Below are 13,126 nucleotides of genomic sequence, written 5' to 3'. Positions count from 1 at the left end.
AGTCGTATTTAGTTGACTATTTAAGTCAAGTATAACAGAGTCCGAGTAATTCACTCAGGTACTAGATAAATCACTCACAACTACGATTTTTCACTCCCGGACGCAATAACAGCCAGATTATCGTGGCCGGCCGCACCAAAGGCCTGCTCCTTCAAAATACCCAGTTGATCGCGCACCCGCGCTGCTTTCTCGAATTCCAGGTTACGGGCGTGCTCCAGCATCAGCTTCTCGAGACGCTTGATCTCACGCGAAATGTCTTTTTCGCTCATCTCCTCCACCTGCGCCCGCTGCATCGCATCACGTTCCAGCTTGTCGGCCTCTTTGCCGGCTTTTTCGCTGTACACCCCGTCAATCAGGTCTTTCACCTGTTTAATGATCGAGCGCGGCGTGATGCCATGGGTCAGGTTGTGTGCCACCTGGGTGGCGCGGCGCCGCTCGGTCTCGCCCATCGCCTTTTTCATCGATTCGGTGACCTTGTCGGCATACAAAATCGCCCGTCCATGCAGATTGCGCGCGGCCCGGCCAATGGTCTGGATCAGTGAACGTTCCGAGCGCAAAAATCCCTCTTTGTCGGCATCCAGAATCGCAACCAGGGACACCTCCGGAATGTCCAGGCCCTCGCGCAGCAAGTTGATACCCACCAGCACGTCAAAGGTGCCCAAACGCAGATCGCGCAGGATCTCCACCCGCTCCACCGTGTCGACATCGCTGTGCAGATAGCGCACCTTCACGCCGTTGTCGCTCAAATAGTCGGTCAGCTGCTCGGCCATGCGTTTGGTGAGCGTGGTGATCAGCACCCGCTCACTCTTCTCCACGCGGATGCGGATTTCCTGCAGCACGTCGTCTACCTGGTTGGTGGCGGGGCGCACCTCGACTTCGGGGTCTACCAGCCCGGTGGGGCGCACCAGCTGCTCCACCACCTGCCCGGCATGGTCTTTTTCCCACTGCCCCGGGGTCGCCGAGACAAAGATGGCCTGGCGCATCTTGGTTTCGAATTCTTCAAACTTGAGCGGCCTGTTGTCCAGCGCGCTGGGCAGGCGAAAGCCGTATTCCACCAGCGTGGTCTTGCGCGATCGATCGCCGTTGTACATGCCGCCAAACTGGCCGATCAGCACATGGCTTTCGTCCAGAAACATCATCGCGTCCTTGGGCAGGTAGTCGGTCAGGGTGGCGGGCGGCGAGCCCGGTGCGGCGCCGCTGAGGTGGCGCGTGTAATTTTCGATGCCCTTGCAGTGCCCGACTTCGTTCAACATTTCCAGATCAAAGCGGGTGCGCTGCTCCAGCCGTTGCGCTTCCACCAGCTTGCCCTGGCCCACGAATTCTTTCACCCGGTCTGACAGCTCGACCTTGATGGTTTCCACCGCCGCCAGCACCTGGTCACGCGGCGTGACGTAATGGCTGCTTGGGTACACGGTAAAACGCGGAATTTTCTGCCGGATGCGCCCGGTCAGCGGGTCAAACAGCTGCAGCGACTCGATCTCGTCATCAAACAGCTCAATGCGAATCGCCATCTCGCTGTGCTCGGCCGGAAACACGTCAATCGTGTCGCCGCGCACCCGAAACTTGCCGCGTGAAAACTCCATGTCGTTGCGCTGGTACTGCATGCGCACCAGCTGGGTGATCACATCACGCTGGCCCATTTTGTCGCCTGCGCGTAACGTCATCACCATCTGGTGGTAGGCCTCGGGCTGGCCAATGCCGTAGATGGCCGAGACGGTCGCCACAATCACCACGTCACGCCGTTCCAGCACGCTCTTGGTACACGACAGGCGCATCTGCTCGATGTGTTCGTTGATCGCAGAGTCCTTCTCGATGAACAGGTCGCGCTGCGGCACATAAGCCTCGGGCTGGTAGTAGTCGTAGTAGCTGACGAAGTACTCCACCGCGTTATTCGGGAAAAATTCGCGAAATTCGCTGTACAACTGCGCCGCCAGTGTCTTGTTGGGCGCAAACACAATGGCGGGTCGGCCCAGGCGCGCAATCACATTGGCCATGGTGAAGGTCTTGCCCGAGCCGGTCACACCCAGCAGGGTCTGAAATACCTCGCCGTCATTCACCCCCTCGACCAGTTTGTTGATGGCTTCGGGCTGGTCCCCGGCCGGCGGATAAGGCTGGTACAACTCGAATGGCGAGTCGGGAAAACGCACAAATGTGCCGGTGCGCACTGTGGCGGCATCGTCAGTAGCGGCAAGAGCAATCGGGGTGGGTGCGGGCATGAGGAGACTATTCAAAAATACGGGGCAACCCGGAATGTTATCGAATTGCGCAGACGTCGCACTGTCAAGTGCTGAACGGATCGGCCGCTAAAATGCCTGGCACCCTGGCGGCAAACCGCCTTTTCTCCAGACTTCCATTAACAGGACCCTCACATGTCTCTCTTTTCCGCTGTCGAAATGGCCCCCCGCGACCCGATTCTGGGTTTGAACGAGCAATTTAACGCCGACACCAACCCCGCCAAAGTCAATCTGGGCGTCGGCGTGTATTTCGACGACAACGGTAAGCTGCCCCTGCTCCAATGCGTGCAGGCCGCCGAAAAGACAATGATGGACAAGCCCACAGCGCGCGGTTACCTGCCCATTGACGGCATTGCCGCCTATGACGCAGCAGTCAAAAGTCTGGTGTTCGGCGCCGACAGCGAACCCGTCAAGTCCGGTCGCGTAGCGACCGTGCAAGGCATTGGCGGCACCGGCGGCCTGAAGATCGGGGCCGACTTTCTCAAGAAGCTCAATCCCAACGCCACCGTGCTGATCTCCGACCCCAGCTGGGAAAACCACCGTGCCCTGTTCACCAACGCGGGTTTTCCGGTCGAAAGCTACCGCTATTACGACGCAGCCAAGCGCGGTGTCGACTTTGAAGGCATGCTGGCCGACCTGAACGCCGCCGCGCCGGGCAGCATCATTCTGCTGCACGCCTGCTGCCACAACCCAACCGGCTACGACATCACCGCTGCACAGTGGGATCAAGTGATCACGGCCGTCAAGGCGAAAAACCTGGTCGCCTTCCTCGACATGGCTTACCAGGGCTTCGGCTACGGCATTGAGGAAGATGGCGCGGTCATCGGCAAGTTCGTCGCCGCCGGCCTGGACTTTTTCGTCTCGACCTCCTTCAGCAAGAGCTTCAGCCTGTACGGCGAACGCGTCGGCGCCCTGTCGGTGGTCTGCGAGAGCAAAGAAGAAGCTGGCCGCGTTCTGAGCCAACTCAAGATTGCGATCCGCACCAACTACTCCAACCCGCCGATCCACGGTGGTGCGATTGTGGCGGCCGTGTTGGGCAACCCCGAACTGCGGGCCTTGTGGGAGAAGGAACTGGGCGAGATGCGCGTACGCATCAAGGCCATGCGCCAGAAGCTGGTGGACGGCCTCAAGGCTGCCGGAGTGAAGCAGGACATGAGCTTCATCACCAGCCAGATCGGGATGTTCAGCTATTCGGGCTTGACCAAAGACCAAATGGTACGCTTGCGCAGCGAATTTGGCGTGTACGGCACGGACACCGGGCGCATGTGTGTAGCGGCCCTGAACAGCAAGAACATTGATTACGTGTGTGCATCGATTGCCAAGGTGGTTTGACCATTATTTAGATCAAATAGCCATCTAGTCCCCGTCCTATAAGCGCAAGTAGCTATTGTTTTTATAGTAAACAACCATTTCGCGCGGGCAGGTCCGGGGCCGGGTGTCTTGACCGTCGCCCGGATCGCCTCAGGGCAGAAGTGACAAGGGCCGGTCTTCATTAGCTTTCACGGGGTAGCGGAGACCCCGAAAAATGAAGGGCATTTTGGCCATTTTTTCAATGGTTAGGGTGATTCAAACGCGCTAGCATCCAAAAAGCCGCGCATCAAGTTCCCCCCTAAATGCCACGAAGCAACACTGATGGCAAAGTTCGCCAATCTATGTTAATTTATTCGCATTCATCACTCTGGAATTAAATTGCCCGGTAGCAGACGATTTCTGGCCTCAAGCTTACACAAAGGTAACAAATGGCCGAGAAAATTGGTGTTTCCACTCCAATGCAACGCCTTTTATAACTGTTATATTGCACTGCAACATTTCCTGAAAGTGAATTCATCGTGCTCTACCAACTCTACGAAACACAACGTTCCCTGATGGAGCCTTTCACTGACTTGGCTCAGTCAGCTGCCAAGGTCTATGGCAACCCGCTTTCAATGCTGGGGCAAAACCCGTTTGCACAGCGTATTTCAGCCGGCTATGACTTGATGCATCGTCTGGGCAAGGATTACGAGAAACCGGAATTTGGCATTCGCACGATCGATGTAGACGGGGTCGATATTGCAATTCATGAACGCGTTGAAATCGACAAGCCATTTTGTGAATTGCGCCGTTTCAAACGTTTCAGTGATGATCCGGCGACGCTCGGCAAACTCAAGGGTCAGCCCGCCGTCTTGATCGTAGCCCCCTTGTCTGGCCACTATGCGACGCTGTTGCGCGATACGGTCAAGACCATGCTCAAGGATCACAAGGTTTACATCACGGACTGGAAAAATGCACGCCTGATTCCGCTATCGGAGGGTGAGTTCCATCTGGATGACTATGTAAACTACATACAAGAGTTCATCCGCCACCTGCAGGGCATTTACGGCAATTGCCACGTGGTCAGCGTGTGCCAGCCCACGGTGCCGGTGCTGGCTGCCGTTTCTTTGATGGCCAGCCGCGGTGAGTTGACGCCATTGAGCATGACCATGATGGGCGGCCCGATTGATGCCCGCAAGTCCCCGACGGCGGTGAACAACCTGGCCATGAACAAGCCCTTCGAATGGTTTGAAAACAACGTCATTTACCGCGTTCCCACCAACTTCCCGGGCGCTGGACGGCGCGTCTACCCTGGCTTCCTGCAGCACACCGGTTTTGTGGCAATGAACCCCAGCAACCACGCCAAGAGCCATTACGAATACTTCAAGGACCTGATCAAGGGCGACGATGCAAGCACCGAAGCGCACCGCAAGTTCTATGACGAGTACAACGCTGTGCTGGACATGGACGCGGACTACTACCTGGAAACGATTCGAGTTGTTTTTCAGGAATTCAGTCTGGTGAACGGCACTTGGGATGTCAAGGGCGTGGATGGAAAAATAGAACGTGTGCGCCCCCAGGACATCGTTACGACCGCCTTATTCTCTGTGGAAGGCGAACTTGACGACATTTCCGGTTCCGGCCAAACTGAGGCCGTCCATAACATCTGTAGTGGTGTGGTTGCTTCGGAGCAAAAACACCTGGAAGTGCCCGGCGCCGGTCACTATGGCATCTTCAGTGGTCGCCGCTGGCGTGAACTGGTGTACCCGCAGGTCAAGTCATTCATTCTGACCCATCAGCCGGCTGCAAAACCAGTCGCAGCCTCCGCTGTGAACGTGACGAAAGCAGCTGAGCCGGTCAAAGCAGTGACCTCTGCCGCGAAGGCAGCAAGCACGTCTACAAAACCAGTTACAGCGGCAGCCAATAGGGCACCAGAGGCTGTCAAAACTGCAGCAAAGAAGGTTACGCGCAAATAGCAATGACTGCGCTGGCCGCCACTATCCTCGCGGCGCTGCCTCAAACCCAGTGCACCCGTTGCGGCTACCCCGACTGCGCGGCTTACGCGCAGGCCATTGCACAAGGCACGGCGGGCATTAACCAGTGTCCGCCCGGCGGTGCACAAGGTATTGAACGGCTGGCAGCCATCACGGGTCAGCCGGCCTTGGTGTTGAGCCCGATCCATGGCGCAGAGGGTCCGCGCACTGTTGCGTTCATTGATGAAAACTGGTGTATCGGCTGCACGCTGTGCATCAAGGTCTGCCCGACCGACGCGATCATGGGCAGTAACAAGCAGATGCACACGGTGATCGAGGCCTACTGCACTGGCTGCGAGTTGTGCCTTCCAGTCTGCCCGGTGGATTGCATTGAGCTTGAAAATGTGACGGGTACTGCAACCGGCTGGGCCGCCTGGTCGCATCCTCAAGCCGATTTGGCACAAAATCGCTATTTGTTTCATAGCTACAAACGCAATCGGGACGAGGCCGAGAACGAAAAAAGGCTTGAAGAAAAGGCGCTGGTGAAACTGGCGGACTTACCCCACCACTCCCAGCACACCGACCCCGCGGTATTGGACAAGAAACGCGCCGTAATTGAAGCGGCGCTGAAGCGCGCACGGGCCAAGCGTGATACAGGGCAAGGCGTTGGGTAAGTCGGTCCGGACTAAGTGAGCACCAGGTTTTTGTAAACGCCGCAACCGACGAACAGGTCGTCCACCTGCTGCACAAAAGACATCTTGCTTTGTACGCGTCCGGTCGTCGGGTTGGTGATGTCATATTCCACCCAGCCCGGCTCCATCGCCGCCTGGTTCAGGATGTCATCCACCAGACCCTGTCCGTCAATGCCGGCGATATCCTGCACCCGAGTGCCGACCTTGGCCGGGTTGCCACCAAACGCCACATAAGTACCGTTGCGGTCAAGCACAAAGACATACATATCGCGGTCGTGAAACCCCTGAGTGGGATCGGTCACTTCACGCAGATATGAATCGCGAGAGGCACTGCGTCGGCGCTGCGCCACAGCCCGGTTGACGAGTTCAATCGCTTCCTCCGCCGAGCCCTGCTGCAGCTTGAACATGGCCACAGCCTCCACCAGCGTCGATGCCCGGCCTTCCAGATTGGATGCCTGCGTCACCGCATGCTCGACCATCTGCGCGTTACGCTGCGTGATTTCATCGAGCTGGCGCACCGCCGTCGTTATCTCGGTCAGCCCCGAGCTCTGTTCTGCACTGGAAGTCGATATCTGCGACATATTGGTGGCCACATCGCGAATGCCCGACACGATCTGCGTGATGTTGCTGCCCGCAGCGCGAATCCTCAAAACGCTGGACGCCACCTGGGAAGACGATGCGCCGATGAGTTGTCGAATCTCTTTGGCCGACTCGGCCGAACGTTGGGCCAGGGACCTGACCTCGCTGGCAACCACGGCGAAACCACGGCCGGACTCCCCCGCCCGGGCAGCCTCCACGGCAGCATTAAGCGCCAGGATATTGGTCTGAAAGGCCAGCCCGTCGATCACGCTGACAATTTCATCCATCCGTTTGGCGCTGCTCTGGATAGCCTCAACCGATGCGATGGCCTCTGCCATGGTGGAAGCGCCCCGATCGGCAACATCGCGCACGCTGGCAGCCTGAGCGTTGGCTTGGGCCGCAGTCTGCGCGTTGCCTTGCACGGTGGAAGACAACTGCTCCACACTGGCCGCTGTTTGTTCCAGATTGGCCGCCTGCTGCTCGGTCCGATCTGACAGCTCACGGTTACCCGTCGCCAGACTCTTGCCAGAATGTGCGACGAAAGCGGCATTACTGCGCACATTGGCCACCATTGCAGACACCGTGGCGCCAATCTTGTTGGTTGCCGACGCCAGATTGGCAAGCTCATCCCGACCGCGCGTTACCAGACTCAAGCGTAAATCACCCCGCACCAACTGGTCCAGGGCTTGTGTCACCACACCCAAATCCTGGGCAATGCTCCGATGGAAGGCCAGCAAAAAATACACAGACAACACCACGCACACACCACTCAACCAAGCCACCCAGGCTGCACCAGCGCCAGCAGATTCAGTCAGTAAATGTTGAAGCAGCATCACGACCGGCAGCGTCATCAAAATCGCCGCCAGCAGCAGGCACTTGGCGGCAAGACGCAGGTGCCGCATCAACCACAGCGCCGGGGAAAGCAATCTTTCTAAGATCATGACTCAGTCTCGCTCATAGTTTTAATTTACCCGCCCTTATACAGGCTGGAGTCCAGCGGCAAGCTTACAAATTCAATCCGTGCTTCAAAATTTATCCCAAAATGCCGCCCGCAGGAGCGTGAACAAGCGACTTGGCAAGGCCTTACCCAAGCGCATCATTCACCTGGTCATGAAATTCGGCAAGACTAACGGCGTTGCCAATCTCGCGCGGCAGGGCATCACGAACTGAGAAAACGCCCAGAATTTTGCCGGTCGAAGACACAATGGGCAAGTGCCGGAATCCGCGCTCAATCATGATGAGCACCGCATTTGGCACGGTCGTCTCAGGCGCAACGCACTGGGGCTGGTGCGTCATCACCTCGGACACCAGCGTCTTTTCGGCATTCAGGGCCTTGGCCAGCACGCGGGTCATCAGGTCACGCTCGGTCAGAATGCCTTGCATAACCCCTGCGCTGTCGATGATCAGAACGCTGCCGCAGTTGGCTTTGGTCATGACACACGCAGCCTCCCACACGCTGGCTTTCGGAGGCAGGCTCACCACATGTCGCTGTGACATGGATTGAAAAACGGTACGTTCAGACATGATTTCGCTCCTGCTCACATCAAAATCAGCGAAGGGAGGCGTTGAGCCGGTCAAGCGCCGCCGAACCCGGACATAACTGGGCGACGTCCAACTGGTTGAGTGGCGTGTCACTGGTGTTGAGCGCCAAATGCAGGTCTGTGGCGAGCGGATCCAGATAAAGCAAGCCGGTCACCACTTCGCCACGGGCCTGATGCGCATTGATATAGCTCAAGGCAGCATAGCGATCGGTCGGATCGTAGTCGGTGTGCAGTTTGCGCAGTCGCAGGCTGGTGCCGTCATGTTGTGGCACTTCCACCACCTCGCCCGGTGCGTAGTCGGTGGTAATTTCACTGTGTGGCGTGATGAAATCAATTCGGCTGACCGCCTCGTTGTGCTGGCGCACGTAGTCGTAGCTCTTGGTGCTACCGCCATGGTTGTTGAAGGTCACACAGGGGCTAATGACATCAATGAACGCGGCCCCGCCATGCCCGATGGCACCCTTGATGAGAGGCACCAGTTGCGCCTTGTCACCCGAAAAGCTGCGAGCCACATAGGTGGCACCCAGTTGCAGGGCGAGCCCCACCAGATCAATCGGACTGTCGCTGTTGATTACACCCTTTTTGCTTTTGGAACCCCGGTCTGCCGTGGCGGAAAACTGGCCCTTGGTCAGGCCATAAACCCCGTTGTTCTCCACGATATAGGCCATGCACACACCGCGGCGCATGGCGTTGGCAAACTGGCCCAGTCCGATGGACGCCGAGTCGCCGTCACCTGACACGCCGAGGTACAGCAGGTCGCGGTTGGCCAAATTAGCGCCGGTCAACACGGACGGCATGCGCCCATGCACGGTATTGAAACCATGCGAAGCGCCCAGAAAGTAGTCCGGCGTCTTGGAACTGCAGCCAATGCCCGAGAGCTTGGCCACGCGGTGCGGCTCAATGTCCAGTTCCCAGCACGCCTGGATGATGGCCGCCGAAATCGAGTCGTGGCCGCAGCCGGCGCACAGGGTGGAGATGCGGCCTTCGTAATCCCGCCGGGTGTAGCCAACTTTGTTGGTGGTCAGCGACGGGTGGTGAAGCACTGGTTTTGCGAGGTAGGTCATGCGGCCTCCTTGTGCAGGGGCGTCAATTGAATGGGCGGTGATGCCGGTTGCAGACTCTTCTCAATGAACTGGGTGATAAAGCGCGCGGTGATGGGTGTGCCGTCGTAGTGCAAGACCTTGATGAGGCGCGCAGGATCGACGGCCAGCTCATTCACCAGGAGCATGTGCATTTGTGCATCCCGGTTTTGCTCGACGACAAACACTTTGTCGTGCGTGGCGATGAAGCGATTGACCGACTCGGGAAAAGGAAACGCCCGCAAGCGCATGGCGTCCAGATCGATGCCCTCTTCCGTGAGCACGTCCAGCGCTTCCTGCATGGCCGGACTGGTCGAACCAAAGTAGAGTACACCAACGCGGGTCGGGTTATCCGCTTGGCGCAGCACCGGCTGCGGCACGAGATCAGCCGCCGTTTTGAATTTGCGCAGCAGGCGTTCCATGTTGTAGATGTAGTCCGGTCCACGCTCGGAGTAACGCGCATAGGGGTCGCGCGTGGTGCCACGCGTGAAGAAACTGCCTTTGCTCGGGTGCGTTCCAGGTAGCGTGCGCCAGGGAATGCCGTCGCCATCGACGTCCTTGTAGCGACCGAAATCCTTCCCGGCTTCGAGTTCGGCTGCCGTCATGACCTTGCCGCGGTCGTAGGCCTGCGCGTCGTCCCACACAAAGGGCTTGCACAGTCGCTGGTTCATGCCGATATCCAGGTCAGTCATCACGAAGATGGGCGTCTGCAAACGGTCCGCCAGATCGAGCGCGGCAGCGGCGTGCTCGAAGCACTCGTACGGGTCTTCCGGAAACAGCAGCACATGCTTGGTGTCGCCATGCGAGGCATAGGCGCAGCTGAGCAAATCGGATTGTTGTGTGCGGGTCGGCATGCCGGTGGAGGGCCCGCCGCGCTGCACGTTGATGATGGTCACCGGGATTTCGGCGAAGTAGGCCAGGCCAATAAACTCTGTCATCAGCGACACACCGGGCCCGGAGGTCGCAGTAAAGGCCCGCGCCCCGTTCCAGCCCGCGCCCACGACCATGCCGATAGAAGCCAATTCGTCTTCGGCTTGCACGATAGCGTAGTAATGCTGGCCGGTTGCGGGGTCTACCCGGTACTTGTCGCAGTACTTCTGAAATGCCTCCGGCACGGACGACGAAGGTGTGATGGGATACCAGGCGGCGACCGTAGCGCCGCCATAGACGCAACCCAGTGCGGCAGCACTGTTGCCATCCGTAAAGATCTGCTGGCCCACCTTGTCCGCGCGGCGGACCCGGATGCCCAGCGGCGCGTCCAGATGCTGTTTGACATAGTCGCGCCCCAGGTGAAGCGCCCGCACATTGGCGTCGAGCAACATCTCCTTGCCCTTGTACTGCTGCGCAAACAGCTTCTCGAACACATCGGCTTCGACGTCCAGCAGCACCGACAAGGCACCGACGTAAATGATGTTCTTGAACAATTGGCGTTGCCGGGGATCGGCATAGGCTGCGTTGCTGATCTCGGTCAAAGGCATGCCAATGACGTGAATGTCTTCGCGGAATTTGGAAGGGGGAACAGGCCGTGTGCTGTCGTAAAACAGATAACCACCGGGCTCGATTTCCGCCAGATCCGCGTCCCAGGTCTGCGGATTCATCGCCACCATCATGTCCACGCCGCCGCGCCGCCCCTGGTAGCCTTTCTCGCACACCCGCGCTTCATACCAGGTGGGCATGCCCTGGATGTTGCTGGGAAAGATGTTGCGCGGGCTCACCGGCACCCCCATGCGCAAAATAGCCTTGGCGAACAGTTCATTGGCGGACGCCGAACCGGAGCCGTTGACATTGGCAAATTTGATGACGAAATCGTTGATGGCTTCGATGCGCTTCATGCGGCCTCCAGAACACGTTTACCGGTTTTTCCATCACGACATTGCGGACCCGCCTGGGTCGTGTCGAGCAGGAACTTCTGCATGTCCCATGCGCCCGTGGGACAGCGTTCGGCGCACAAACCGCAGTGCAAGCACACGTCTTCATCCTTCACCATGACGAGCCCTGTTTTCAGTTCACCCGACACATAAAGGTCCTGCCCGGCATGCAGCGCCGGCGCCTTCAACCGGGTGCGCAGGTCAGCCTCCTCTCCATTGGCGGTGAAGGTGATGCAGTCCATGGGGCAGATGTCGACACAAGCATCACATTCAATACAGGTTTCCCGATTGAACACCGTCTGTACATCGCAATTCAGGCAGCGGCTGGCTTCCCGAAAGGCCGTAGCAGCGTCGAAGCCCAGCTCCACCTCCACCCGGATGCTGGCCAGGGCCACTTCGGCTTTGGCCCACGGCACTTTAAAACGCGTGTCAACCGACACGTCGTTGTGGTAACTCCACTCGTGTATGCCCATTTTTTGCGACATCAGGTTGGTCATCGGTGCCGGACGACGGGCCGGGTTTTCGCCATGCAACAGCCGGTCGATCGATACCGCCGCCTCGTGTCCATGCGCCACTGCGGTGATGATGTTCTTGGGCCCGAAAGCGGCGTCACCGCCAAAGAATACCTGAGGCACGGTGGACTGAAAAGTACCCTTGCCCAGCAGCGGCAGCCCGCTGCGATCGAATGCAATGCCGCTGTCGCGCTCGATCCACGGAAAGGCATTTTCCTGGCCCACCGCCACCAGCACGGTATCGCAGGCAAAGAACACGTCCGGCGCGCCGATCGCCACCAGGCTGCGACGGCCCTGCCCGTCATACACCGCCTCGACCACCTCGAACTTCATGCCCAGCAATCGACCGTCTTGATGCTCGAAACTCTTGGGCACATGGAAGTTGATGATCGGGATGCCCTCGTGAACTGCGTCCTCCTTTTCCCAAGGCGAGGCTTTCATTTCATCGAAACCACTGCGCACAATCACCTTCACATCGGTGCCGCCCAGACGCCGGGCCGAACGACAGCAGTCCATGGCCGTGTTGCCGCCACCGAGCACGATGACCCGCTGACCTACGCTGGTGATATGCCCAAACGAGACCGAGGCCAGCCAATCGATACCAATGTGAATGTGAGCCGCCGCCTCCTGGCGACCCGGCAACTCCAGGCCGCGCCCTCGGGGCGCCCCGCAACCCACAAACACGGCGTCATAACCCTGTGCCAGCAAAGCCTTCATGGACTCGACGCGCTGGCCGCTTTTGAACGCCACACCCAAATCCAGGATGTAACCCGTCTCCTCGTCAATCACCGACTCAGGCAGACGAAAGCGCGGAATCTGTGTGCGGATAAAACCGCCCGCCTTGGCCTCGCCATCGAATACGGTCACCTCGTAACCCAAGGGTGCCAAGTCGCGCGCCACCGTCAGCGAAGACGGCCCCGCGCCTACGCAGGCAATACGTTTGCCGTTGCGCGGCGCCAGCGTCGGCATGCGTCCTTTCACGTCGTCCTTGAAGTCGGCGGCCACGCGCTTGAGCCGGCAGATCGCCACCGGTTCGGGTTTCTCGCCATTGTTTTCCTCGACCCGCCCGCGCCGGCAAGCGGGCTCGCAAGGCCGGTCACAGGTGCGACCCAGAATACCGGGAAACACGTTGGACACCCAATTGATCATGTAGGCATCGCTGTAGCGACCCTGACCAATCAGGCGGATGTATTCAGGAACGGGGGTGTGGGCCGGGCAGGCCCATTGACAGTCAACGACTTTGTGGAAATAAGCCGGATCGGTCAGATTGGTAGGCTGCAAATCTGTCTCCTCTGCCCCGCTTGCGCCGCAGCAGCGGCTGGGGGTGGAAACAGTCTACGCCTGCGTGCAAAAAAACG

Annotated in this window: 9 protein-coding genes; 3 read left to right on the top strand and 6 right to left on the bottom strand. The window is 58.7% G+C overall.

Translation table 11 applies throughout. The features are described from left to right. Window positions 1-80: 80 nt before the first annotated feature. On the bottom strand, window positions 81-2,216 hold the full coding sequence (gene uvrB, locus C5P05_RS28795) for an excinuclease ABC subunit UvrB (RefSeq protein WP_232834700.1): 2,136 nt from the start codon (window positions 2,214-2,216) through the stop codon (window positions 81-83). Between the two features lie 153 nt (window positions 2,217-2,369). Between uvrB and C5P05_RS28790 the strand changes: the two genes are divergently transcribed. From C5P05_RS28790 to rsxB, 3 genes are all read left to right on the top strand, one after another. Then, window positions 2,370-3,566 carry an amino acid aminotransferase gene (locus C5P05_RS28790; RefSeq protein WP_114973308.1) on the top strand — a complete coding sequence of 399 codons (1,197 nt, stop codon included), beginning with the start codon at window positions 2,370-2,372 and terminating at the stop codon, window positions 3,564-3,566. A gap of 497 nt (window positions 3,567-4,063) precedes the next feature. Then, a complete protein-coding gene (gene phaZ / locus C5P05_RS28785) occupies window positions 4,064-5,500 on the top strand; it encodes a polyhydroxyalkanoate depolymerase (RefSeq protein WP_114973307.1) in 1,437 nt (478 codons plus the stop codon). Window positions 5,501-5,502: 2 nt separating this feature from the next. Then, complete coding sequence (rsxB, locus tag C5P05_RS28780; protein WP_114973306.1) at window positions 5,503-6,171, top strand: electron transport complex subunit RsxB; 669 nt, start codon at window positions 5,503-5,505, stop codon at window positions 6,169-6,171. An 11-nt stretch (window positions 6,172-6,182) separates the two neighbouring features. Here the strand turns inward: rsxB and C5P05_RS28775 are convergent, their stop codons facing one another. From C5P05_RS28775 to C5P05_RS28755, 5 genes are all read right to left on the bottom strand, one after another. Further along, window positions 6,183-7,709, bottom strand: a complete 1,527-nt coding sequence (locus tag C5P05_RS28775) for a methyl-accepting chemotaxis protein (protein WP_114973305.1) — start codon at window positions 7,707-7,709, stop codon at window positions 6,183-6,185. 142 nt (window positions 7,710-7,851) lie between these two features. Further along, window positions 7,852-8,292 carry a cyclic nucleotide-binding/CBS domain-containing protein gene (locus tag C5P05_RS28770; protein WP_114973304.1) on the bottom strand — a complete coding sequence of 147 codons (441 nt, stop codon included), beginning with the start codon at window positions 8,290-8,292 and terminating at the stop codon, window positions 7,852-7,854. A 25-nt stretch (window positions 8,293-8,317) separates the two neighbouring features. Next, window positions 8,318-9,373, bottom strand: coding sequence for a 2-oxoacid:ferredoxin oxidoreductase subunit beta (locus C5P05_RS28765; RefSeq protein ID WP_114973303.1), 1,056 nt, complete (start codon window positions 9,371-9,373; stop codon window positions 8,318-8,320). Beyond that, window positions 9,370-11,220 (bottom strand): 2-oxoacid:acceptor oxidoreductase subunit alpha, encoded by a 1,851-nt coding sequence (locus tag C5P05_RS28760; protein ID WP_114973302.1) that lies wholly within the window; start codon window positions 11,218-11,220, stop codon window positions 9,370-9,372. The genes C5P05_RS28765 and C5P05_RS28760 overlap by 4 nt, the downstream gene beginning before the upstream one ends. Beyond that, window positions 11,217-13,049 (bottom strand): FAD-dependent oxidoreductase, encoded by a 1,833-nt coding sequence (locus C5P05_RS28755; protein WP_114973301.1) that lies wholly within the window; start codon window positions 13,047-13,049, stop codon window positions 11,217-11,219. The genes C5P05_RS28760 and C5P05_RS28755 overlap by 4 nt, the downstream gene beginning before the upstream one ends. Window positions 13,050-13,126: the final 77 nt, after the last annotated feature.

Source organism: Rhodoferax ferrireducens, assembly GCF_003347515.1.
In the GTDB taxonomy this organism is placed as follows: domain Bacteria; phylum Pseudomonadota; class Gammaproteobacteria; order Burkholderiales; family Burkholderiaceae_C; genus Rhodoferax.
The sequence above is the reverse complement of the archived record's forward strand: the minus strand, read 5'-3'. Positions and strand labels throughout refer to the sequence as shown.